This is a genomic window from Sunxiuqinia sp. sy24 (assembly GCF_052677165.1).
On the sequence record NZ_JBQYLH010000018.1, the window covers coordinates 90,662 to 112,703 of the forward strand.

General features: G+C 41.9%; 26 protein-coding genes. 22 read left to right on the forward strand and 4 right to left on the reverse strand.

Features of this window, described 5'->3' with window-relative positions; all coding sequences use genetic code 11:
• Nucleotides 1-288: 288 nt before the first annotated feature.
• Genes ACUNWA_RS15415 through ACUNWA_RS15425 form a run of 3 tightly spaced genes read left to right on the forward strand, consistent with a single transcriptional unit; the run spans nt 289 to nt 3,461 of the window.
• Nucleotides 289-675 carry a BlaI/MecI/CopY family transcriptional regulator gene (locus tag ACUNWA_RS15415; protein WP_445592816.1) on the forward strand — a complete coding sequence of 129 codons (387 nt, stop codon included), beginning with the start codon at nt 289-291 and terminating at the stop codon, nt 673-675.
• Nucleotides 668-2,164, forward strand: a complete 1,497-nt coding sequence (locus ACUNWA_RS15420) for a TonB family protein (protein WP_445592817.1) — start codon at nt 668-670, stop codon at nt 2,162-2,164. The genes ACUNWA_RS15415 and ACUNWA_RS15420 overlap by 8 nt, the downstream gene beginning before the upstream one ends.
• A gap of 58 nt (nt 2,165-2,222) precedes the next feature.
• The gene (locus ACUNWA_RS15425) at nt 2,223-3,461 is read left to right on the forward strand and encodes a tetratricopeptide repeat protein (protein ID WP_445592818.1); all 1,239 of its coding nucleotides are present in this window, start codon (nt 2,223-2,225) and stop codon (nt 3,459-3,461) included.
• Between the two features lie 3 nt (nt 3,462-3,464).
• On the opposite strand, the gene ACUNWA_RS15430 is transcribed toward ACUNWA_RS15425, so the two are convergent.
• Nucleotides 3,465-3,863 (reverse strand): hypothetical protein, encoded by a 399-nt coding sequence (locus ACUNWA_RS15430; protein WP_445592819.1) that lies wholly within the window; start codon nt 3,861-3,863, stop codon nt 3,465-3,467.
• A 399-nt stretch (nt 3,864-4,262) separates the two neighbouring features.
• On the opposite strand from ACUNWA_RS15430, the gene ACUNWA_RS15435 reads away from it, so the two are divergent.
• The gene (locus ACUNWA_RS15435) at nt 4,263-6,398 is read left to right on the forward strand and encodes a Tex family protein (RefSeq protein ID WP_445592820.1); all 2,136 of its coding nucleotides are present in this window, start codon (nt 4,263-4,265) and stop codon (nt 6,396-6,398) included.
• Here ACUNWA_RS15435 and ACUNWA_RS15440 read toward each other — a convergent pair.
• Both ACUNWA_RS15440 and ACUNWA_RS15445 read right to left on the reverse strand, forming a co-directional pair.
• Nucleotides 6,395-6,601, reverse strand: coding sequence for a PspC domain-containing protein (locus ACUNWA_RS15440; protein ID WP_445592821.1), 207 nt, complete (start codon nt 6,599-6,601; stop codon nt 6,395-6,397). The two genes, ACUNWA_RS15435 and ACUNWA_RS15440, sit on opposite strands and share 4 nt — an antisense overlap.
• Before the next feature lie 5 nt (nt 6,602-6,606).
• Complete coding sequence (locus tag ACUNWA_RS15445) at nt 6,607-6,855, reverse strand: hypothetical protein (protein WP_445592822.1); 249 nt, start codon at nt 6,853-6,855, stop codon at nt 6,607-6,609.
• 203 nt (nt 6,856-7,058) lie between these two features.
• Here ACUNWA_RS15445 and ACUNWA_RS15450 point away from each other — a divergent pair, with 203 nt between their 5' ends.
• The 5 genes from ACUNWA_RS15450 (at nt 7,059) to ACUNWA_RS15470 (ending at nt 13,510) form a co-directional block, all read left to right on the forward strand.
• A complete protein-coding gene (locus ACUNWA_RS15450; RefSeq protein WP_445592823.1) occupies nt 7,059-8,723 on the forward strand; it encodes an alanine/glycine:cation symporter family protein in 1,665 nt (554 codons plus the stop codon).
• Nucleotides 8,724-8,771: 48 nt separating this feature from the next.
• Nucleotides 8,772-9,161, forward strand: a complete 390-nt coding sequence (locus ACUNWA_RS15455; RefSeq protein ID WP_445592824.1) for a response regulator — start codon at nt 8,772-8,774, stop codon at nt 9,159-9,161.
• A 53-nt stretch (nt 9,162-9,214) separates the two neighbouring features.
• The gene (locus tag ACUNWA_RS15460; protein WP_445592825.1) at nt 9,215-11,701 is read left to right on the forward strand and encodes an endonuclease MutS2; all 2,487 of its coding nucleotides are present in this window, start codon (nt 9,215-9,217) and stop codon (nt 11,699-11,701) included.
• 101 nt (nt 11,702-11,802) lie between these two features.
• A complete protein-coding gene (locus ACUNWA_RS15465; RefSeq protein ID WP_445592826.1) occupies nt 11,803-12,675 on the forward strand; it encodes a pyridoxamine kinase in 873 nt (290 codons plus the stop codon).
• Between the two features lies 1 nt (nt 12,676).
• The gene (locus ACUNWA_RS15470; protein ID WP_445592827.1) at nt 12,677-13,510 is read left to right on the forward strand and encodes an HAD-IIB family hydrolase; all 834 of its coding nucleotides are present in this window, start codon (nt 12,677-12,679) and stop codon (nt 13,508-13,510) included.
• 24 nt (nt 13,511-13,534) lie between these two features.
• On the opposite strand, the gene ACUNWA_RS15475 is transcribed toward ACUNWA_RS15470, so the two are convergent.
• Nucleotides 13,535-14,362, reverse strand: a complete 828-nt coding sequence (locus ACUNWA_RS15475; protein ID WP_445592828.1) for an FRG domain-containing protein — start codon at nt 14,360-14,362, stop codon at nt 13,535-13,537.
• Between the two features lie 191 nt (nt 14,363-14,553).
• Here ACUNWA_RS15475 and ACUNWA_RS15480 point away from each other — a divergent pair.
• The 13 genes from ACUNWA_RS15480 to ACUNWA_RS15540 all read left to right on the forward strand — a co-directional run bounded on the left by ACUNWA_RS15480 (nt 14,554) and on the right by ACUNWA_RS15540 (nt 21,793).
• A protein-coding gene (locus ACUNWA_RS15480) for an IS3 family transposase (protein ID WP_445592829.1) occupies nt 14,554-15,731 on the forward strand; the annotation gives its coding sequence in 2 pieces (ribosomal slippage) (nt 14,554-14,812 and nt 14,812-15,731; 1,179 coding nt in all).
• A 169-nt stretch (nt 15,732-15,900) separates the two neighbouring features.
• The gene (locus ACUNWA_RS15485; RefSeq protein WP_445592830.1) at nt 15,901-16,611 is read left to right on the forward strand and encodes a glycoside hydrolase family 130 protein; all 711 of its coding nucleotides are present in this window, start codon (nt 15,901-15,903) and stop codon (nt 16,609-16,611) included.
• Nucleotides 16,612-16,802: 191 nt separating this feature from the next.
• The gene (locus ACUNWA_RS15490; protein WP_445592831.1) at nt 16,803-17,306 is read left to right on the forward strand and encodes a hypothetical protein; all 504 of its coding nucleotides are present in this window, start codon (nt 16,803-16,805) and stop codon (nt 17,304-17,306) included.
• An 82-nt stretch (nt 17,307-17,388) separates the two neighbouring features.
• Nucleotides 17,389-17,607, forward strand: coding sequence for a hypothetical protein (locus ACUNWA_RS15495; protein WP_445592832.1), 219 nt, complete (start codon nt 17,389-17,391; stop codon nt 17,605-17,607).
• A gap of 43 nt (nt 17,608-17,650) precedes the next feature.
• Nucleotides 17,651-17,761 (forward strand): Thivi_2564 family membrane protein, encoded by a 111-nt coding sequence (locus tag ACUNWA_RS15500; protein WP_445592833.1) that lies wholly within the window; start codon nt 17,651-17,653, stop codon nt 17,759-17,761.
• A 143-nt stretch (nt 17,762-17,904) separates the two neighbouring features.
• On the forward strand, nt 17,905-18,357 hold the full coding sequence (locus ACUNWA_RS15505) for a hypothetical protein (protein WP_445592834.1): 453 nt from the start codon (nt 17,905-17,907) through the stop codon (nt 18,355-18,357).
• 279 nt (nt 18,358-18,636) lie between these two features.
• Nucleotides 18,637-18,795: a lmo0937 family membrane protein gene (locus tag ACUNWA_RS15510; protein ID WP_445592835.1), complete on the forward strand. Its 159-nt coding sequence runs from the start codon at nt 18,637-18,639 to the stop codon at nt 18,793-18,795.
• Nucleotides 18,796-18,818: 23 nt separating this feature from the next.
• Nucleotides 18,819-19,058, forward strand: coding sequence for a YtxH domain-containing protein (locus tag ACUNWA_RS15515; RefSeq protein WP_445592836.1), 240 nt, complete (start codon nt 18,819-18,821; stop codon nt 19,056-19,058).
• Between the two features lie 547 nt (nt 19,059-19,605).
• A complete protein-coding gene (locus tag ACUNWA_RS15520) occupies nt 19,606-20,049 on the forward strand; it encodes a hypothetical protein (protein WP_445592837.1) in 444 nt (147 codons plus the stop codon).
• 93 nt (nt 20,050-20,142) lie between these two features.
• The gene (locus tag ACUNWA_RS15525; protein WP_445592838.1) at nt 20,143-20,307 is read left to right on the forward strand and encodes a hypothetical protein; all 165 of its coding nucleotides are present in this window, start codon (nt 20,143-20,145) and stop codon (nt 20,305-20,307) included.
• A 50-nt stretch (nt 20,308-20,357) separates the two neighbouring features.
• Nucleotides 20,358-21,023, forward strand: a complete 666-nt coding sequence (locus tag ACUNWA_RS15530; protein WP_445592839.1) for a universal stress protein — start codon at nt 20,358-20,360, stop codon at nt 21,021-21,023.
• Between the two features lie 71 nt (nt 21,024-21,094).
• Nucleotides 21,095-21,490, forward strand: coding sequence for a hypothetical protein (locus tag ACUNWA_RS15535; protein ID WP_445592840.1), 396 nt, complete (start codon nt 21,095-21,097; stop codon nt 21,488-21,490).
• Between the two features lie 12 nt (nt 21,491-21,502).
• Nucleotides 21,503-21,793 carry a hypothetical protein gene (locus ACUNWA_RS15540; RefSeq protein WP_445592841.1) on the forward strand — a complete coding sequence of 97 codons (291 nt, stop codon included), beginning with the start codon at nt 21,503-21,505 and terminating at the stop codon, nt 21,791-21,793.
• Nucleotides 21,794-22,042: the final 249 nt, after the last annotated feature.

A 22,042-nucleotide genomic window follows, 5' to 3' on the forward strand; every position in this document is an offset into this window, starting at 1 on the left:
TAAGTATCTATGGGGTAGCCTCAATGGGCTTGGATATTTAGTTTTTCAGTGTAATAACTATTAACTTAGTTTGAAAACTAAAAAATTAGTTGTAGGTTTGAATTGGAATTCCAAACCAGTATTCATTTAAACTCAATTGTATGAAAACAAAAAGCGACTTAACGAGCAAAGAGCCTTTTCCCTAGCGCATTTTTTTCACCAATAAAACTAAGAGCTTAGTTCGTAAACTATGTTTCTAGTTTTATGGCTTGATTTTTGTTATTGATTCAACCTATAAAAATTGATCCCATGAAAGAATTGACCAAAGCCGAAGAACAAGTGATGCAACTACTCTGGAAAAAGGAGAAGGCCTTTGTAAAGGAGTTAATCGAGCAGATGTCCGAGCCAAAACCCGCGTACAACACGGTTTCAACTATTGTTCGCATATTGGAGAAAAAGGGCTTTGTGGGTTACGAGGCTTTTGGAAAGACTCACCGGTACTTCCCACTCATCAGCAAAAAGGAGTATACCCGGAAATACATGAAAACCTTTATGAAAGGCTATTTCAGTAATTCCTTTAAGGAAATGGTTTCCTTTTTTGCCCGTGAAGACAATATGAGTATTGCCGAGTTGGAAGAGCTCATGAAAGAAGTTGGAAAAGATTTGGAAAACGAAAAAGGTAAAAGCGATGAATAGTTTTATCAACTACATTCTGGAGTCGGGGATTAGCCTAGGAGCTCTATCTCTTATCTATTTTGTGTTTTTGCGGCATGAAACGTTTTTCAAAACCAACCGCTTGTTTCTGCTTTTTGCCGTTGTATTTTCCAGCTTGCTGCCTTTGTTGCATTTCAAAATCTATGGTTCAGGCGGAGTGGTGGCCTTGGAAAGTTCCGGAGCCACCAACATGTTGGAAGCCATTACGGTTAGCAGTTCTGCGGTTTCCAATTCTTTGATTGGCTGGATTTCAGCCAGTCAGGTAATCATTGGTGGCTATTTTACGATAGCTGGCTTGATGGCTTTGGTGGTTGCCTGGCGCATTTACCAGCTGGTTCGGGTGATCCGGCAAGGAGAGCTCGTTTCCAAACATGGAATCAATTACGTTTATATCGATGACAATTCAAGCCCGTATTCCTTCCTCGATTATTTGTTTGTGAGCCGAAACCTGGAAACGAAACCCGGGTGGGAGAAGATGCTTGCACACGAATGCGAACATATTCGCCAGGGACACACGGTGGATATCTTAATACTTGAACTGATCAGTATTATTCAATGGTTCAATCCATTCTTCTGGTTGCTTCGGAGAGTGATCAAGGAAAACCATGAGTATATGGCTGACCAGGCAGTATTAAATAAAGGAGTGGCTATAAATCATTACAAGGAAATATTAGTCACCCAGTTTATTGGCGAACAATTTTCGATTGCCAATAATTTCAATTCTTCCTTAATCAAATCAAGACTAAAAATGATGACAAAAATAAAATCTTCCAAGAAAGCGAATTTCCGTTATTTAATCGGATTGATGACAGCCATTACGCTGGTGTTGGTTTTTGCCTGCGAAAACAAAGAAGCTGCACTGGTTGAACCGGAAAACGGTGTTGAACTGAAGGCGGCAACAAGCGAGCAGCCTTTAATCATAATTGACGGAGAACTGGCAGGTAAAGAAGCAATGGATCGGCTGGACCCGAAAGATATTACCAGTGTGAATGTCGTTAAGCAAGCTGATGATGTCTATATCCAAAAGTATGGCGACTTGGCCAAAAACGGGGTGATTGAAATTACCTTGAAATCTGGGGCAATGGATGCTCAAAATACCGATGTAGATGACGTTGTTGTTGTGGCGTATGGTAATTCGTCGCCTGAATCGTCTGATCCTGTTTTCCATGTGGTTGATGAAATGCCTGAATTCCCGGGTGGAGAATTGGCCTTGCGCAAGTTTATTGCGAGGAATATTAAGTATCCTGTTTCAGCGAAGGAAAATGGCGTTCAGGGCAAGGTTTATGTAACTTTTGTGGTCGAAAAAGATGGTTCGGTTGGCCGCACCAAAATTGCAAGAGGTGTTGATACCGCACTGGACTATGAAGCTTTACGCGTGATTAACCAATCACCCAAATGGACTCCTGGAAAACAAAAAGGGGAACTTGTTGCTGTGTCGTTTACGGTGCCCATTAATTTTGTTTTAGAATAAGTGATTACAGGGACTTCGGCATGCCGGGGTCCCTGTTTTTTTTAATACCGAATAAGCCATGTTCAGAAAATCAATCTTCCTGTTGTTTTTGCTAATCCCTTTTTTCGGGAATGCCCAAAAAATCGATATCCTCCTATTGAATCAGAAGTATCCTCAGGCTTTGGAAGCTATTGATGCTGCTTTGGATGAAAAGCCCACTGCCGAGTTGTACTTTAAGAAAAGCATGGTGCATCAACGGTTGATGGATTACCCGGCGGCTTTAGCTGATTTAAATGCTGCTCTGGAACTTGATTCACTCGACGTAACTTACCTCCGGGGACGGGCCGACCTTTTTCAGGCGATGGGAAACAATACCAAAGCCGTGGCTGATTTTCAAAAAGCGTTGACGATTGCCCCCGATGATTTATTGCTGAAATACGAATTGGGTAAAGCCTTCTTATTTTTGAATGATTATGGCAAAGCGCTGCGCACGTTTGAGGAAATTCAGGCGACTGATTCAACCAATGTCATGTTTAATAAGTATAGCGCCTTGGCAGCCGCTAAAGCCGGGCGAAAGAAGAGGGCCATTCAGTTGTATGAGAAGTATTTGATTCAGAACCCGGATGATTTGAGTGCGTACTTAAATTTGGCAGGTATTTATGAGAAGACAAACCAGCCCAACAAGTGTATGAATCTTTTGACGAGGGCAAAACATCGCTTTCCAGATAGTCGTGCTGTTCATTTAAAACTGGCGAATACCGCTTTTGTCAATAAAAATTATCCGCATGCCCAGTATGCTTATCAAACCTTTATGGCCCGGCACGATACCATTCTTCCTGTGTATTTAAATTACGGTATTTGTCTGTATCACAATAAACATACGGAACATGCGCTGGAAGTTCTGGAGGCTTGTTATATGGAGAATCCAAACGATGTCTACATCAACTTTTATTTAGGAGTAGCTCATAAGCGACTGGATCATTATGAATTGGCGGCCAAGTACCTCGATTTTGCTATTTACATATCTATTCCGGAGTTTCATCCGGAGATGTATCATCACCTGGCACAGGTTTATGGTTCGCAACGCGAGTTTGAGAAGTCCATTGAATGCTACCTGAAAGCGTATGAGTTGGATTCGCGAAAAGTGGAAGTTTTGTTCGAGATTGCAACCACGTATGAGGAGTACAATTTCAATAAAACCTTAGCATTGAATTATTACCAGTCGTATTTGAAAGAAGCGGGCGAAGAGGCTGAAAATGCTTATTACGCCTTGGATCGAATCAAACTCATCAAAGAAGATCTTTTCTTTGATGAGTAGGTTTTAAGCGTCAGCCAGCAATTGAATGGCTTCTTGTTTCAATACCGTGGGCAATTGAATTTTTCGGCGTTCGATGCTGAGCAACCATTTGCGAATATCTTCACTGTCCAGAGTGTAAAGCACATCGCGAAATTCATCGATCTGATCATTCTGATAAGCATTAGAATCAATTCCCTGGAAACGATCCAGTTCTTCATCTTCATAGTATACGATTTCATCCGGGTTTTTCAACATCTCTTCAAAATCGCATACCTCGTGCGCACCGCAACAATCCAAAGCAACGTTTACATTCTCTTTCTCCTTTTCGTTTTGGGCATCCTTCTTCCCGAAATGGTTAGAAAGCCAAGTGCCTCCCACCAATAAAATGAATAAAGTGGCTATAAATCCTACTAAAACAAGCATAACTTAAACTGTTCAATACATCGATATAAATAAGTCTATAAAAGAGTCTCGACTAATCAATCCTCCTTTTCCTAAATCAGCAGGCAAAGTTAATACGAAAAACAAAAACTGTCTTGCTCAGTCGAAATTACTAACAATGGCTTAACCTTAAATCAACGAACACCTTCGGGGCACTCCCAGGGTATGATTGGTTCTTTGTTTTTTTGAAATGATTGAGGCAAAAGGAGCGTTTCGAAAAGCAGCTATTGCGAAAATGAGATTTATGGAGGATCTGAAAAAGTTAGTCCTTTAATACCTGTGTTTTTCGGGTTCTGAAAACCAGATCATCAGCAATTCTTCCGCATGAAACAAGGGATGACGGCAAAAAACAATTATCTTCGCTAGCCAAATTTTAGAAACATGAATACGCAACTCATACAACGAATCGCAGGCCAATTTCAGTTACCAATCGGGCAGGTTCAAAATACGATCAAACTGCTGGATGAAGGGGCTACGGTGCCATTTATTTCTCGCTATCGGAAGGAGATGACCGGAAGCCTGGATGAAGTTCAGATTGGCGATATTAAGGACGCGAAAGCACGTTTGGAAGAATTGACCAAGCGAAAGGAAACCATCCTGAAAACCATTGAGGAGCAAGAGCTGCTGACCAAAGAGTTGAAAGCGCGTATTGAAAATTGTTTTGATGCCACAGAGTTGGAAGATATTTACTTGCCTTATAAGCCCAAACGGAAAACCAAAGCTACCATTGCGCGTGAAAAGGGATTGGAACCACTGGCCCAAATTATCATTAAGCAGGATGAGCGCGATGTGGAAAACCGGGCTTATGCGTTTGTAAAAGGTGAGGTAGAATCAGTGGACGATGCTTTGGCCGGAGCCCGCGATATTATTGCTGAATGGGTAAATGAAAATGAAAAAGCACGAAATATGGTGCGCCAGGCTTTTGCGCAGGGAGCAATGATTAAAAGCAAACTGATTAAGGGGAAAGAGGAAGAAGGCGTAAAATACCGCGATTATTTTGAATGGGAAGAGCCTTTGAGGCGTTGTCCTTCGCACCGCTTGTTGGCCATGCGAAGAGGAGAGAACGAGGGCATCTTGCGGATTTCAGTATCGCCGGATGAAGAGTTTGTTTTGGAGCGACTGAATCGCTTTTTTGTTCGTTCGGGCAATGCCAGTGGAGAACAAGTTAAGTTGGCTGTTAAGGATAGCTACAAGCGTCTCCTTTCGTCTGCTATAGAAACCGAATTTGCACAAGCCGCAAAATTGAAAGCCGATCAGGAAGCAATTCAGGTTTTTGCCGAAAACCTTCGTCAATTGCTGCTTGCAGCACCTCTCGGACAAAAGCGGGTGCTGGCAATCGATCCTGGCTATCGCACGGGATGTAAGCTGGTTTGTTTGGATGAGCAGGGAAACTTGTTACACAACGAAACCATATATCCGAACAAGCCGCAGGAAGAAATCAAGCAATCGGCACGGAAAATAACTTCGTTGGTTGGAGCTTATCACATTGAAGCTATCGCGATTGGCAACGGAACAGCCAGCCGTGAAACCGAGCATTTTATCAAGAAATTGCACTATGACCGCGACATCAAAGTTTTTGTGGTTTCTGAAGATGGTGCGTCGATTTACTCTGCATCAAAGGTGGCTCGCGAGGAGTTTCCAAGCTATGACGTGACAGTACGCGGAGCCGTTTCTATTGGGCGCCGTCTGATGGATCCACTGGCTGAGTTGGTGAAGATTGATCCCAAATCCATTGGTGTTGGGCAATATCAGCACGATGTAGATCAAAAGTTACTGAAAAATAGCCTGGATACGGTGGTTGAATCGGCCGTTAATAAGGTTGGCGTCAACGTTAATACAGCCTCCAAACACTTGTTGACCTACATCTCGGGACTAGGGCCACAATTGGCTCAAAATATTGTGGATTACCGGAAGGAAAACGGCGCGTTCAAAACCCGGAAAGAATTGCTGAAAGTGCCGCGAATGGGAGCGAAGGGTTACGAGCAGTCGGCTGGCTTTTTGCGCATTGCTGATGCCAAAAATCCGTTGGACAATTCGGCCGTTCATCCAGAATCTTACCATGTAGTTGAGCAAATGGCCAAAGACCTAAAATGCAGCATTGCAGATCTAATGCAGTCGGAAGACTTGCAAAAGTCGTTGGTGTTGGAGAAGTACCAAACAGAATCGGTGGGATTACCTACCTTAAAAGATATTCAGAAAGAATTGGCCAAGCCGGGCCGTGATCCCCGAAAAAATATCAAAGTGTTTGAGTTCGCCAGTGGCATTTTCAAGATTGAAGACTTGCACGAAGGTATGGTTCTTCCAGGCATTGTAACTAATATTACCAAGTTTGGGGCTTTTGTTGATTTGGGCGTGAAACAGGATGGATTGGTGCATATCTCTCAACTAGCTGATCGTTTCGTTAGCGATCCCAATGAGGTGGTTAAACTCCACGAGCATGTGAAAGTAAAAGTAACCGAAGTGGATATCGCCCGAAAACGAATACAGCTTAGTTTGAAAGATGTTGCCCAAAGTTAATTTTGCTGTGGGATAAATATCCAGCAAATGAGATAAATTAATAGGCCGGGAAAACCGGCGCTAAGGACAGATACCACAACATAAATCACCCGTAATAACGACGGGTCGATACTAAAGTACTCTGCAAGGCCAGCAATAACGCCAGCGATCATTTTGTTGTTCGAACGGGTTAACCGTTTTTTGGGTCCGTCAATTATTTCCATTGGGATTAGTCTTCTTCGTCAAAAAGATTTTCCTGACTCTCGAATTCCGCTTCAAGGTATTCTTCGGCTTCTTCCAGTAATTGCTTTATCAGCTTTTCTGATTCAGGAGCGTCGCTTAACCAGTGAACAACCTGGTTGGACCAGAAGTCTTCAATGTCGCTTTCAACAATGAATTTAGGTTCTACCGTGTGAACCACGAAAATAGTGTCAGGTGTTTCCTGAGAATTGTCTGCAAGTAAGAATTTTGGTAGCATAGCTTTTTTGCTTAATTGTTTAGAAGCAAATTTATGGAAAAAAATGATTTGCAATCTGCTTTCCCGGAGATTTCTGCATTAAATTATTCGAGGTGAATCAGCTCTAAATGTTACGATTTGATAAAAATCGGGGGTTTTTGCTATTTAATTTTAACAAAAGTAAACGATGTGTTATATTTAGTGCTCCAAGCTAAACAAAAACGATGAATAAACTGAACGAGATTCTCTCTCTTATTGACGGATATATTGGCGGAAGCCAGTGGTTTGTTTTCTTATTATTGGGCACTGGCCTGTTTTTTACCTTTTATTTACGATTTCCACAATTTCGATACCTGAAGTCTGCTTTTAGGATTGTTCGGGGGAAGTTTGACAGGGAGGGGGATGAAGGAGATACTTCGCATTTCCAGGCGCTAACAACTGCACTTTCGGGGACGGTGGGTACCGGGAATATTGCCGGGGTTGCGTTGGCTATTCACCTAGGTGGACCTGCTGCGCTTTTCTGGATGCTGGTAACAGCTTTGTTGGGGATGACCACCAAGTTTGTTGAAGTAACACTTTCGCACAAGTATCGCGAAAAAACAGCGGATGGAACAATGGCCGGTGGTCCCATGTATTATATGAAAAACAGGTTGAATATGAAATGGCTGGCAGGCTTGTTTGCTGTGGCTACCATCTTTTCTTCCTTTGGAACGGGAAACCTTCCACAGATCAACTCCATAGCGAATTCGGTTCATGCAACTTTTGGCGTCAATAAGGTTTTGACGGGTGCGATATTAGCCGTATTGCTTGGATTTGTAATCATTGGTGGAATTAAGCGCATCGCAAAAGTAACTTCCCGCTTGGTGCCAATTATGGCTGTTATTTATTTTGTAGGTGCCATTGCCGTAATACTCTTCAACTATCAAAATATTATTCCATCGCTTGTCTCTGTTTTTAGCGATCTGTTCACCGGAACATCAGCAGCCGGTGGCTTTTTGGGTGCAAGCTTTGCTTTTGCCTTTAATCGAGGCGTTAATCGGGGGCTGTTTTCTAACGAAGCAGGACAAGGTTCGGCACCTATTGCCCACGCGGCAGCCAGGGCTCACGAGCCTGTTTCAGAGGGCTTAGTGGCTTTGCTCGAGCCGTTTATTGATACGATTATTATTTGCATGCTAACGGGGCTGGTGATTCTTTCGTCCGGAGTTTGGACTGAAAAAATGGATAATCAGTTTCAGGCGGCTGATCTTGAAATTCTGGCCGGAAGCTATGACGAGGCTAAGGCGGTTGACCGGGATCAAATTGCGGATTTTTTGCTGGGGAAAGGGGAGTTGCCTTTGTATTCAGGAGAATTGCAAGTGGTTGATGGAAAACTGCAGGGGGACGTAACTGTTTTACATGCCCGTTCGGTGGCCGATGACGTGCGTGTTAGTATGGACGGAAAGACGTATTCAGGTATGCTGACCGTAACCGATGGACATATTCCGTTGGACAATGGGGCGGTAATCATCGGAAAATCGTTAATCCATAGTGCTCCTCTCACAACTGAAGCTTTTACTAAGAGTTGGTTTGGCGATTATGGACGATACATTGTAGCTGTTGGTCTATTGTTATTTGCTTTTTCAACAGCTATCTCGTGGTCTTATTATGGGGGGCGGGCAGTAACTTTTCTCTTCGGAATTAAAGGGGAAATCTATTACAGGATTGTGTATGTTGTCTGTTTCTTTTTTGCCTCATTTATGGATACAACCATTATCTGGACATTCTCAGGAATAACCATTGCGATGATGACCATTCCTAACTTGATTGGTATTCTGATGCTGCGTAAAGAGATGAAATCGGAAGTGAATGCCTTTTGGAGGGAGTATTCAGATTTTTTTGGTGGGAAATAGGAGTATTTATAAATTAATTTACTTTTGTCTTACTTTTTTTTGATAATTATGAAAAACAATTTAGATAAACTATCTCTCTTAGTTGTTGATGACAGTACAATCAATCAACGGGTTGTTGCCATGTCTTTAAGGAACACAATGGGTGAAATTGATTTGGCAAACAATGGGATGGAGGCTTATAGAATGTATTGTGAAAAGCACTATGACATTATTCTGATGGATGGCCGGATGCCTATTATGGATGGTTACGAGGCAACCAAAAAAATTCGAGATTATGAAAAAGAACAAGCGCTTGATAGTCAGGCGATCATTGTTGCTTTAACCGGAAGCGATACCGATCACGAAATGAGAGCATGTCTCGATTCAGGGATGAATGCTTCGATGCTGAAACCTTTTCGGATTCATGAATTTCTTCAAATCCTAAAAGATTTTAACTAAGATTTTGTTGTTAGACCTCACATCTTTCTATTTTTGCCAAACAATTAAAGGTAATGGCAAAAATATATCCTCAAAATTTTGAATCAAAAATTGGTTTCGATCGGGTTCGAAGCTTATTGAAAGAAAACTGTCTTGGATCGCTCGGAAAAGACCGGGTCGATGAAATTAGCTTCTTAACGAACTATGATACCATTCAGCAAGAGTTGGCTTATGCCGACGAATTTGCTCGCTTGATGGAGGAAAACGACAATTTCCCAACCAATTATTATTTTGATTTACGCCAATCGCTGTCCAAAATTCAAACCGAAGGACGATTTCTGGAAGTGAATGAATTATTTGACTTGAAGCGATCGCTGGAAACCATTACTGCGGTTGTTCGTTTTTTGAGTCAGCAAAAAGAGGAACTTTACCCCAACTTGAAGAAATTGGTTCGTCCTATTCAGGTTTTTCCTTATCTCAAGGACCGAATTGATCAAATTATCACCCAACACGGAAAAATAAAAGATCAGGCATCACCGGAACTCGGGCGCATTCGTCGCGAATTGTTGAGTAAGCAAAGTAATGTTTCTAAACGCTTGCACAGTATTTTAAGGCAGGCGCAGCGCGACGGCCTGGTGGATGAAGATACGTCTGTTTCTATTCGTGACGGTCGCCCTGTAATTCCGGTTTCTTCGGCCATGAAACGGCGGATGAATGGTATCGTTCATGATGAATCGGCTACTGGAAAAACAGCTTATGTTGAACCCGCTGAAGTTGTGGAAATCAACAATGAAATTCGGGAATTGGAGTATGCCGAAAAACGTGAGATCGTGCGTATTCTGATTGAGTTTTCGAATGATATCAGGCCTTACCTCAACGATTTGTTTGGCTTGTACGATTTTTTGGGAACGGTCGATTTTATTCGTGCCAAAGCGCGCCTGGGTCAGCGGATGGATGCGATCAAACCTTTAATGGAGCCAGGACCGCTATTATTATGGGAGAAAGCCATTCATCCCTTGCTGCGCATGACTCTGGATCGGGAAAAACGTCCGGTTATTCCCTTGAATATTGAACTGAATCCGGAGAAGCACCTGTTGTTGATTTCGGGTCCCAATGCAGGGGGAAAATCCGTTTGCTTGAAAACGGTTGGTCTGCTGCAGTATATGCTGCAGTGTGGCTTGTTGATCCCGGTTGATGAGGCCAGCCGGGCCGGGGTTTTCGATCAGCTTTTCATCGATATCGGCGATGAGCAATCCATCGAAAATGACTTGAGTACCTACAGTTCGCATTTGATGAATATGAAACACTTTCTGAAGTTTGCGAATGACCGTACCCTGGTGCTGATTGATGAGTTCGGAACCGGAACAGAACCGATGATTGGCGGAGCCATCGCGGAAGCTATCCTGGATCAGCTCAACAAAGAGCGTACTTTTGGCGTGATTACAACACATTATACTAACCTCAAGCACTTTGCTTCGTCGGCTGAAGGCATTGAAAACGGTGCTATGCTCTATGACAACCATCGGATGGAACCGCTCTTTCAATTGCAGATTGGAAAGCCGGGAAGTTCTTTTGCTTTCGAAATAGCCCGAAAGATTGGGATGCCAGAATTTATTTTGGAGGATGCTACTGAAAAAGTAGGGAAGGATCATATCAACTTTGATAAACACTTGCGGGACATTGTGCGGGATAAGCGGTATTGGGAATCCAAACGCATGCGCATTCGCAAGGTAGAGCGCAGTTTGGACGACCTGGCTGAAAAGTATGAGTTGGATTTAAGCGATTTGGCCAAGCAGCGTAAGCAAATTATTGCTGAAGCGAAGGAAGACGCTGCTCGTGTGCTGGCTGAAGCCAATCAAAAAGTAGAAAATACCATTCGCGAAATTCGGGAAAGTCAGGCAGAGAAAGAGAAAACAAAGGCTATTCGTAAGCAGCTTTCTACATTTAAAGAAGCGGTGGAGGAACCCGAGGAAGAGAATGATGAATGGATCAATAAAAAAATTCAGAAGCTTAAAGAAAAGGAGAGCCGCCGCAACCAGCGTCGCCCCGAACAAAAGGAAAAGCCCAAAGCAGCACCTAAAAAAGCGAGAGAGGAGCTGGAGCCTGGTGACAAAGTGAAGATGGAAGGGCAGAGCAGCATTGGTGAGATTCTGGAAATTGGTGACAAAAATGTGGTGGTTGCTTTTGGACAGTTGCGAACCTCTGTTAATCGGAAAAAGTTGACGAAGGTGAGTAACAACGAGGCAAAAAAGGAACTGCGCGGAACCAATAAAACCTTGCCCAATGTGCATCGGAAATTATCAGAAAAACGTAATACCTTCAGACCCGAAATTGACGTTCGCGGGCAGCGCGCCGATGAAGCCATCACCAATATTCAGGCTTTTTTAGACGAAGCGATCATGCTGGATGTGCATGAGCTTCGAATTCTGCACGGGAAAGGAAATGGGATCCTGCGGGAAATGATTCGGAGCTTTTTAGGCGCCGATCCTGTTGTCCAATCCTACCGCGACGAGCATGTTCAGTTTGGTGGCGCCGGAATCACTATTGTGGAAGTCAACTAATTTGTTCAATTCCGGAGTATTCGCATCCGTGTTTCATCTTTTCGGCGTAATGATTGTTTAATTGGAAGAAGTTTAATCTCGTTTAATGCAAGCCAAATAGTATGAGAAATTCAGTTCCGCGGATAGCCGCAATTCATGATTTAAGTGGTTTTGGACGGGCTTCCTTGACGGTTGTTATTCCGATTCTGTCGTCTATGGGTGTTCAGGTTTGCCCTTTGCCAACGGCTGTGTTGTCGTCTCATAGTGCTTATGATGACTTTCACACTGTGGATTTGACCAAGGAATTGCAGCCCATGATTAATCACTGGAAACGGCTTCAGCTTGATTTTGATGCCATCTATTCGGGCTATCTGGGGGCGGCCGAACAGGTGGATACCGTTAAACAGTTTATTCGTGATTTTTCAGGCAATAAGCCTTTGGTTGTTGTCGATCCGGTTTTAGGCGATAATGGTGCGCTTTATTCAGCTTATACCCCGGCTATGGTAACAAAGATGAAAGAGTTGGTAACACTGGCCGATGTGATTACACCTAACCTGACTGAAGCGGCATTCTTGCTTGGCGAGGAGCATCAACTTGCAATTGAATTATCGGAAATTAAGCAATGGGCCAGGCGACTGGCAGAAATGGGACCTGAAAAAGTAATCATCACAAGCGTGCCCGACCAAATGAAAAATAACAATACCTCCGTTGTGGCGTTTAATAAAAAAGACAACCGTTTTTGGAGGGTGAGTTGCGATTATATTCCGGCACATTATCCGGGAACCGGCGATGCTTTTGCCAGTGTAATGGTTGGTTCGTTGCTGCAAGGCGACAGCTTGCCGATAGCGCTCGATCGGGCGGTTCAGTTTATTGCATTGGGCGTGCGAGCCACCTTTGGGTATAATGGACGGGCAACGGAAGGGATTTTGTTGGAAAAGGTTTTGCCTTCTTTAAACGCCCCTGTACAAATGAGTAGTTACCAGTTATTGGATTGAAATGATGAAAGATATTCGTTTAGTGGCCACCGATTTGGATGGCACTTTTTTGAAAAATGATAAGTCGATTAGTGACGAAGATATTCAGATGCTTGAGGTGCTGGGTGAGCGCCAGGTGCTGCGTGTGGTGGCTACTGGTCGTAACTTCAAGAAAGTGCTGGAAGTGTTGCCCGATCATCTGCCTTTTGATTATGTGGCGTTTTCGTCCGGAGCCGGTATTTATGATTGGAAAAACCGGAAACTGGTGTATCGGCAGAATTTAAAACGGGAAACAACGGAAGAAATTATCCGTTTTCTGATTGATGGCGACATGAACTTTCACCTGTTTCGCGCCGTTCCTGATAATTTTCGCTGCTGGTTTTACCGGGGAAATCAATCGTGCGAAGAGTTTGACCGGTATTTTGATTTCCATAATTCGGTTTCTGAAGAGCTTCCTGCTAACCAAAAGCTGGAAAGCAATGCTTGTCAGTTTCTGGTAATTTTCCCGAATGATCCGGAAGCTTTTCTTCAAACAAAGCAACAACTCGAAGCCCGCTTTGATGATATTAAGGTGGTGCGTACCAGTTCGCCTTTGGACACCGATTACATTTGGATGGAAATCTTTCACAAGGATGTTTCTAAAGGCAATGCCGTGAAGTTTTTATGCGAACAGAAGCGTATTCAGCACCATATGACTTTCGGAATTGGAAATGATTACAATGATCTGGATTTGCTCAACTTTACCTCGTATTCTTATTTGGTTGAAAACGGACCGGAAGAATTAAAGCCTCATTATCGGAGAGCACTTTCCAATGAAAATAGTGCCTTTAGCCATAGTTTGAAGAAGTATTTGTAGACTGGGTAGTTCAAAATCAATGGGTTAGTCCATAATTTCATCGCCAGGAACTGGCTTGTAATGCCTCTTCAGCCACGTCGCCAGACCGTCCAGTCCCGGGAAAAGGACTCGTTCGGTAATGTTAGCCTGATCCAGCTTGTCACGCACTTCCCATTTTAATTCTTTAGGGATGATGATTCGTCGGTAGAGTTCGGGATGATTCACCAGCCATTCATCCATGATACTGGTCGATTGGCTCATCACCGAAAAGAAAGCGTATTGGTTTACAATGCGCTGGTCGATGGAGGGCGGCTCAAAGAAGATCACTTGTTCTTTATTCAGCTTTTTATCAAAATCAGATAAGGACATGATGCTTTCTTCCAGCATTTCGACCGTGAAAGCATTGCATTTTTCTTCGCATAGCAAACGATTCATGGGCTCGGAAACCAGTTTGTTGACCTTGACAAAATCGACTTTCCAAATTACGCCGTCCAGATTATATTTCTCAGTGTTGGCTGTAGCAAAGTGCATGGCTATGAAAGGAGAGTAGGTCCAGTCGAGTAAGCGGGTTGGGAGGCCGTGGTGTTGTGCCATGACCAGCGAACGCCAGAAGGATGCGCTGAGTTGGGCGTCTTTCGAAAGGCTGTACTTACGAAAATTACGCAACAAGTGATATTCCAGATCCGGGCGATGGCCGCAATTGCGCAGGAAACTGTTTTTTAGTTCGTAGCTGGAATCCGATAGTCCGCGAAAGGCGTAGTCGGAACGATAGCGACTTAAATGCGGTTTCCATGATTCTTGATATACCTCTTCGCACAGCTCTTCCCAGCTGTGGATGACCTGATCGTTTTGATGGAGTTGGTTTGATTTCATGTTTTCCAAAGTTCATCAAAAAAAAAGAATTTTACTTGCATCAAAGCTCATTTTCTGCAAGAATAAACTCGGGTGAGAATTGCTTCTTCCGTGTGGCTAATACTTGCGTTTTAAAATGAAAGTTCACAAGTTTTTGGAGTTGCTACATTTGACTGGACGATAGGTTAAGTATTATTTTATTCACCTACATTATGAGTCCTATGAGAAAGAAGTTTGACAAAGAATTTAAGAAAAAAGCCGTAGAGCTATCCTATGCAAGCGGGAATGCCAGCGAGATTGCAGATGAACTAGGAATCGACCGAGCATTACTTTATCGGTGGCGTAAGGAATTTAGTCAGTATAAAGACAATAGTTTTCCAGGTTACGGGAATCCAAAGATGACGGATTTGGAGCGAGAAAATGCCCGCTTACAGAAAGAGCTTCGAGCAGCCAGAATGGAACGGGATATCCTAAAAAAGGCAATCAGCATCTTCTCCGTGAACGATGGGAAATCTACCAATTTATAAGTGATCACCGCAACCGGTTTTCTACCCGGATGATGTGTAAAGTATTCAAAATAAGCAAAAGCGGTTATTACCACTGGCTTCAGAACGGAGAGTCAAACCGTTGGAATGAAAACCAAAAGTTATTGGTCGAAATTAAACGGATTTTTCAGGATAGTGGTCAAAGCTATGGAAGCCCGCGGATGAGCGAAGAACTTCGCGCCTTAGGACACAAGGTGTCACGTCCTCGCACGGCCCGAATTATGAACGCTGCAGGACTGCAAGCCAAGCGGAAACGAAAGTTCAAAGCGACAACCGACTCCAGACACAACTATCCGATCGCTCCCAACCTGTTAAACCAGAACTTTTCGGTTTCTGCCCCTGCCCAAGTTTGGGTTTCCGATATTACCTATATCAGAACCAACAAAGACTGGATGTACTTGACTGTCATTATTGATTTGTTTGATCGTAAAGTGATTGGCTGGGCGATGAGCAAAGGCATGCGTGCGGAAGAAACAACGATTCCTGCATGGAGAATGGCCGTAAAGAATCGTTTGATTACGAATGAACTAATCTTTCATTCAGACCGTGGTATCCAGTATGCCTGCAATGCTTTCACCAATCTATTGGAACGCGAGCAGCTGGTTGCCCGCAGTATGAGCCGTAAAGGTAACTGCTGGGACAATGCTGTGGCCGAAAGCTTCTTTAAAACGATAAAAGTGGAGTTGGTCTATCAACGGAGCTTTCTCGATCAGGAACAAGCCCAATTATCCTTGTTTCGGTGGATCGAAACCTGGTACAACAAACGAAGAAGGCATTCGGCTTTAGGGTACAAAACAATAAACGAATTTGAACAACTAAATAATAATCAAAGAATAGCAGCGTAACTCTTAACTAGCCGTACAGTTTTTTGTTGCATATCCAAAATTCACCTATGAAGAGTTGCGGCGTTGCATTGAAGAGGCAAGAAAATCGTTACACCTTACTTCGGATAAAGAAATCTTGTTTAACCAAATCAACTGGTTGGCTTCGTCGCATTACGAACTTGATTTTTCAATGGATACAAATATTTCGGAACGAGTTATTTTTCCGGTATCAGCCAATGAACAAAACGGTATTGAAGATGCTCGTTTTGTGAAGTTTACAGATGATAATAAGGAAGTGACTTATTATGCTACGTATACGGCTTATGATGGCAAAACCATCTTGCCAGAGATGTTGGATACCAAGGATTTTTATCATATTCGGGTTTTGCCGCTTCATGGCGAAATTGCTCAAAATAAAGGTATGGCGCTTTTCCCGCGCAAGGTAAATGGCAGCTATGCCATGCTTTGCCGCTTAGATGGGTTTAATAATTACATCGCTTTTTCGGATAATATTAATATTTGGCGCGAAGCTAGATTATTACAGCAACCCAAATTCCCATGGGAATTGATTCAAATCGGAAATTGTGGATCACCTGTAGAAACGCCCGAAGGGTGGTTGGTTATTACACATGGGGTAGGACCTATGCGTGAATATGTGCTGGGAGCCTCGCTGTTTGATCTGCAAAATCCGGTAAAAGAAATTGGCAGATTGAGGACCCCCTTGTTGATGCCCAATGCTGAAGAGCGTGAAGGCTATGTTCCCAATGTTGTTTATTCCTGTGGATCCATAATTCAGAATAACGATTTGATTATTCCCTACGCCATGTCGGATTATGCATCGACTTATGCAACAGTTGATTTACGTGAACTTCTGAATGAATTGAAAAAATCGAAGTTGTAGCGTTAAAGGCAACTCTTATCGTTATTCAACGCTTTTCTGTTTTTGCCATCCCTTAGCTGCTGCTCATGAGCTCTTTATGCGCATGCGAATGTGTGAATGATGTAACTCTTATCCTGAATTATGTAATGCTTTTGGACTACGTGAAGGATACCTTTACGCTATAGTTAGTTATTCACTTAATACACAATCCAATGAAAAAATTAATTTTTAGTATGATGCTGGCAGCCTTAATGGTCGGCTCTGTTTCTATATCATATGGACAGGAAACCAATAAAAAGGCACTAAAAGCCAAGGTTGAATTGCAGGAAACTCAGAAAGACTCCGTTAAACATGAAATGGGTTTGATGAAGGCCTATAAAGATACTGCCGGCCACAATATGGAGATGATGAAAACGCATATGGATTCCGTTTCTGAATTCCATAACTTCAAGAAAGAGGCTGATCTGAAACTTGCAAACAATGAGAAATGTATTGCCGATTTTAAGGAAAAACAGATTAAACTTGACAAAATGGACGATGCATGCAAGGAAAAGATTTCCACATTAGAACAAAGAAACAATGATCTGAAGAGTTCCCTGGCTAATTATAAAGATGCCGGAGCATATGAATGGACATCGTTTATGAACGAATTCAATTATGACATGGGAGAACTTGAAAAATCGCTGAAAGAACTTACTCCGGAGAAAACAAAATAGGAGTGAAGCCTCTGCGCTGTAAGCTAATTGAAAAATAGCTTTTGATCTAAAAAAAAACCGTCATATTGATAAAACGAACACGTTGAAAAAGAAATCTGCCATTGTGCTCATCATCATTGGAATCATGATGATTGCATACACCGGATTTAATTATATCACCAAGGAAAAAGTGGTCGATATTGGTCCGATTGAAATAACAAAAGAAAGGAATCATGTCGTTCAATGGCCGCCTGTCGTTGGCATTGTGTTGATTGCAGGGGGCATGATTACCATTTTTATGGATAAAAAGATTCGTACTTGAAATGGATTGAGCGGGGAATTGGAAGGAGGATAGCTATATTCTCGTGCAACGCACGATAAAGGGTATGCTGAACGCAGTTGTCGTGATTATTCTTGTGATTTGGTTGCTGAATGTATTTGGCGTGTTGGGTAGTTTTCAGAATATTCAGATTTAAATGAAGGCTTCGGAAAATAAAAGCGGGGAAAGGCAATGTGTGAATGATGTAACTTATTGCTAAAGTTGTGTAATGGTTCAGGTGATAAAGTGAAGTAACTTTGACGATGCAATACTTGAATTGCAGTCTTAAAATTGAATACTATGAAAAATGAAATTTCAATCTTCACTTTTGCCCTGTTTTTAGCAGGTACGCTATTGATCAGTTGCCAGTCGTCATCTGAAAAAGTGAAGAGCGCACAGGAAAATGTGCAGGACGCTAAAATGGAGGTAATCGATGCTCAACAGGAACTAAACAAAGCATTGCAAGATTCGATCCAACAATTTAAAACGGAAACGGATTTGATCATCAGTGCCAACGAAAAAACGATTGCTGCATTCAAACTAAAAATTGAAAAAGGGAACGAAGCCACTAAAGCTAACTATGAAAAAGCAGTGGCCGAACTGGAACAAACAAACAGTGAGCTGAAAATGAAATTGGGAGAGTACAACGAAGAGGGAGCCGACAAATGGCAGGAATTCAAATCGGAATTCAAAAGCGACATGGATAAGCTTGGCAAAGCCCTGGCTGATTTTACTGAAGACAATGTAAAATAAGCTGAAATTAAAAAGATACGATAATCATGAGCCTCGGTACTTTTCAAAATAACAAAACCTTCAATCTTCAACGAACAAAGCTATTCGCTAAGACTTGGAAACCACAATTGGTTACAAGCTATGATTTTTCGTGGAAGAAGAAGGGGGTGAATTTTAGTACGATTGACTCGAATATTAAGCAGGTACTTAATTGACTCTTAAGATGGCCCAAGCCAGATACGAAGATAGCATTGGGGCCAGTATGCAATGGGACATAAAAACGAGTTAAAACAAAGAATCATGGGAAATTTACTTTACATCATTGCCGTAATCCTGGTTATAGGATGGGCAATCGGATACCTTGGGTATCACACAGGGGGCATCATACATATTCTCCTGGTTATTGCAATTATTGCAGTAATACTTAACCTTATTCAAGGACGAAAACGAATTTTTTAAACCCATCAGTTAAAACTTGAACGATGAGCTCAATAAAAGTATTGTTAGGCGCATTGGCTGGCTTGGTTATTGGTGCAGCAGCCGGTGCTTTGACCGGAGCTTTATTTGCCCCGTCTAAAGATAAAAGAACCCGAAAAATAAGATTGAAAAAGGGAGAAGCCAAAGTCGAAGTATTAAAAGAAAAGTTCGACCAATCACTTGATAGCATAACTGAACGATTTAAGGAAGAAGTTTCAGACCTCATTGAGAAGGAAGCAAGCTAGTTTGGCGAATCTGGTTTAAGAAGATTCGATAAAATGGAATAGCCTGATTTGCTAATCGCTCAATGCGAGGTGCACAAGCACGGTGTATTCAGATTGGTCAGTCTGCTTAAAGTGCCCGATTTTGAGTAGTAATGGTTCGCTTAAGATCGGGCAGTGTTTATTATTGCCATGCTTAAGAGGTGTGTGGCGTTTTACTTTGTAATCGATTCATTGAACTCGATTGGTTCCGGACTCCGGGATTTCGAGATTGGGGAAGCGGAAACGCTACTATTTATATAAAACCGATAAAATCTTCATTGGAGAGCGGACCAGGAAAAGCGTCTTAATCCATTTCCTTGGTGCCAGATGTCCAGATACTTCGTAAGAGATAAATGTCCATGACCAACTACTTTTCATGATGCCAAGTATCTTACAGAACTGCTTTTTCATACCGCACAAACGTGTGAATGATGTAACTCTTATAGCTAATTGTGTAACAGTATTGGGCTTTTTGAGCATTACCTTTGATTGTGCAATCTAGTATTTACAGCAAATTAAATCGAATAAGATGAAAATAGTAACAACTCTAAGCAAAATGAAGATGATACTCATAGGTTTCTTTTTAGTTCTTCTTTTTTCGCCCTTGAATTCATCTGCCAAAAAGATAAAATTTAATATTTCAACAATTGTCCCTGCAGCAGAGGGCTATGTGAAGGTTAAAAGCGATAGTAACAAGAATTATCACGTTAAGATTAGTGTAAATAATTTGGCAGAAATTGAAAGGATGGAAAAGACTAAACTAACCTATGTTGTTTGGATGGAAACCGATCAGGGTGAGACTGAAAACCTGGGACAATTAGTGAGTTCAACCGCACTCTTTTCAAGTAAACTGCAGGCTACCATGGAGACCGTGTCTTCGTATCAACCTGTGAAAGTATTTATAACAACCGAGTCGGAGATCAATGTTCAATATCCTAGCCGCCAGGTTGTATTAACAACGGATAGATTTTAAAATGAACTGATGTCGTCATTAGTTTCAGAAATCGATTGACAGCTAATTTCATCATATCCGTCATTCTTTGTAAGTCAGTAAAAAGCAAAAGTCATGAAAAGTTCACCTTACATTATTGCTGGATTACTTGTTCTCCTGTGGGCTATTATAACCTTAGGGTTTCATTCCTTCAGGTACATTGATATTCTTTTACCAGTAGCCGGATTTATTGTGCTTCTTCGAATTCTATTTCACCGTGAAACCGTTAAGAAACACTGATGTCGAATGTGCATAGAGGTTAATTGAAATAGCTTTATCATGATTCTATCATGAGGACAAAATTTGGTCTAAATGGTCGAGATGATATTACTCTAAAGCTATACAAGTATAGCTGTGCTGACTTGTGCTTATTTGTTCTTGTTGAGATTTGCACTGTGCTTTTAATCAAGTTGTTTTTGCTTAGCAGAATGCAGGAAGGTGCTAGCGATATAGTTGGAAAAAATAAAAATTGGGTTCGGATGACAGTTAAAGCAAAACAAGTATTGATTGACTTGGATTATGATCCAAGTGCTCAGAAAGTGGCAGATGAAGGATTTTTGTTCGCCAAAACGATGAAGGCAAAAGTTACTTTACTGCATGTAATTGCAGATCCGTTATATTATACTTCAATTGGAAGGATTACCATCTTAGGATTTGCCGGGCATTTGGATACAAGCCACAGATTTGTAGAAGAAGACCTTCAGCCGGATGAAATATCCAGAGAATTCTTAGACAATACAAAGCGATATTTGGGTGACGATAGGATTCAAACACAAACAAAAGAAGGTGATTTTGCAGAATCGATTTTAGCAGTAGCAAGAGGTATTAATGCAGATGTTATTGTTATGGGCTCGCATAGTCGAAAGTGGTTTGAAAACACGGCCATGGGAAGTGTTACAGATAGGGTTTTACTATATACAACGATACCGGTATTGATTATTCTAACAAAAAAATAAATTCTGATTTTGACAGAATTAATAGCGGGTTCTTCTGTAATGAGATTATTAATCATTAAAAATAAATCGAAATGAAATCAGCAAAGCAGTTAGGCATTTGGATGGATCACTCAACAGCCAACATCATGGAATATTCAAATGATAAAGTAGTAACCATTTCGTTAGAGTTAGTTCCTGCCTTTCCCGAGCAGGTGGAAAATCTGAGAATGGATGAAAGTTTGATGCATAATAAGGAGCAGAATCAACAGACCGACTTTTACAAAAAAATAGGTGATATCATAACTGATTATAAAGAAGTTCTTCTGTTTGGACCAACGCATGCAAAAAACGAATTATTCAACTTGTTAAAAGATGACCGTCAATTTGAAAAAATAAAATTTGAAGTTATGTCGGCTGATAAACTGACAGAAAATCAGCAGCAGGCTTTTGTGAAAGACTTTTATCGCGAGAGAGAAGGAAGCAATTGATACGTTAAGTAAATGGATGAAATAGGTTCTAAAAACGTTGCCGTTATTGTTGCCCACCCAGACGATGAAACGCTGTGGGCAGGTGGCACAGTTCTGAGCCATCCATCGTGGAATTGTTTTATTGTATCGCTATGCAGAGGAAGTGACACGGAGCGTGCAACAAATTTTTATAAGGTATTAAAAGAGCTTAAAGCAGAAGGGATCATGGGAGATTTGGATGATGGGCCAGACCAGCACCCTTTGGATGAAAATGAGTTGGGCAAGCGATACTGGACCTATTGCCGGCACAATATTTCAACCTGATTATTACGCATGATCCTTCAGGGGAATACACCCGGCATATCAGACATGAAGAAGGGAGTGCAGCAGTGATCACACTCTGGCATGCCGATAAAATAGCAGCCCAAGAACTTTGGCCTTTTGCTTATGAAGACGGGCATGAAGCTTATTTGCCCAAGCCTGTTGAGGATGCGCCCATCTATAAGAGGCTGATAAAACGAATATGGCAACGAAAATACGGCATAATAACTGAAGAGACTTGAATATCAATGG

Bases quoted from the DNA above. Each gene is read 5' to 3' on its own strand.
- ACUNWA_RS15415 (WP_445592816.1), top strand. From the start codon at position 289: ATGAAAGAATTGACCAAAGCCGAAGAACAAGTGATGCAACTACTCTGG.
- ACUNWA_RS15420 (WP_445592817.1), top strand. From the start codon at position 668: ATGAATAGTTTTATCAACTACATTCTGGAGTCGGGGATTAGCCTAGGA.
- ACUNWA_RS15425 (WP_445592818.1), top strand. From the start codon at position 2,223: ATGTTCAGAAAATCAATCTTCCTGTTGTTTTTGCTAATCCCTTTTTTC.
- ACUNWA_RS15430 (WP_445592819.1), bottom strand. From the start codon at position 3,863: ATGCTTGTTTTAGTAGGATTTATAGCCACTTTATTCATTTTATTGGTG.
- ACUNWA_RS15435 (WP_445592820.1), top strand. From the start codon at position 4,263: ATGAATACGCAACTCATACAACGAATCGCAGGCCAATTTCAGTTACCA.
- ACUNWA_RS15440 (WP_445592821.1), bottom strand. From the start codon at position 6,601: ATGGAAATAATTGACGGACCCAAAAAACGGTTAACCCGTTCGAACAAC.
- ACUNWA_RS15445 (WP_445592822.1), bottom strand. From the start codon at position 6,855: ATGCTACCAAAATTCTTACTTGCAGACAATTCTCAGGAAACACCTGAC.
- ACUNWA_RS15450 (WP_445592823.1), top strand. From the start codon at position 7,059: ATGAATAAACTGAACGAGATTCTCTCTCTTATTGACGGATATATTGGC.
- ACUNWA_RS15455 (WP_445592824.1), top strand. From the start codon at position 8,772: ATGAAAAACAATTTAGATAAACTATCTCTCTTAGTTGTTGATGACAGT.
- ACUNWA_RS15460 (WP_445592825.1), top strand. From the start codon at position 9,215: ATGGCAAAAATATATCCTCAAAATTTTGAATCAAAAATTGGTTTCGAT.
- ACUNWA_RS15465 (WP_445592826.1), top strand. From the start codon at position 11,803: ATGAGAAATTCAGTTCCGCGGATAGCCGCAATTCATGATTTAAGTGGT.
- ACUNWA_RS15470 (WP_445592827.1), top strand. From the start codon at position 12,677: ATGATGAAAGATATTCGTTTAGTGGCCACCGATTTGGATGGCACTTTT.
- ACUNWA_RS15475 (WP_445592828.1), bottom strand. From the start codon at position 14,362: ATGAAATCAAACCAACTCCATCAAAACGATCAGGTCATCCACAGCTGG.
- ACUNWA_RS15485 (WP_445592830.1), top strand. From the start codon at position 15,901: ATGGATACAAATATTTCGGAACGAGTTATTTTTCCGGTATCAGCCAAT.
- ACUNWA_RS15490 (WP_445592831.1), top strand. From the start codon at position 16,803: ATGAAAAAATTAATTTTTAGTATGATGCTGGCAGCCTTAATGGTCGGC.
- ACUNWA_RS15505 (WP_445592834.1), top strand. From the start codon at position 17,905: ATGAAAAATGAAATTTCAATCTTCACTTTTGCCCTGTTTTTAGCAGGT.
- ACUNWA_RS15510 (WP_445592835.1), top strand. From the start codon at position 18,637: ATGGGAAATTTACTTTACATCATTGCCGTAATCCTGGTTATAGGATGG.
- ACUNWA_RS15515 (WP_445592836.1), top strand. From the start codon at position 18,819: ATGAGCTCAATAAAAGTATTGTTAGGCGCATTGGCTGGCTTGGTTATT.
- ACUNWA_RS15520 (WP_445592837.1), top strand. From the start codon at position 19,606: ATGAAAATAGTAACAACTCTAAGCAAAATGAAGATGATACTCATAGGT.
- ACUNWA_RS15525 (WP_445592838.1), top strand. From the start codon at position 20,143: ATGAAAAGTTCACCTTACATTATTGCTGGATTACTTGTTCTCCTGTGG.
- ACUNWA_RS15530 (WP_445592839.1), top strand. From the start codon at position 20,358: ATGAGGACAAAATTTGGTCTAAATGGTCGAGATGATATTACTCTAAAG.
- ACUNWA_RS15535 (WP_445592840.1), top strand. From the start codon at position 21,095: ATGAAATCAGCAAAGCAGTTAGGCATTTGGATGGATCACTCAACAGCC.
- ACUNWA_RS15540 (WP_445592841.1), top strand. From the start codon at position 21,503: ATGGATGAAATAGGTTCTAAAAACGTTGCCGTTATTGTTGCCCACCCA.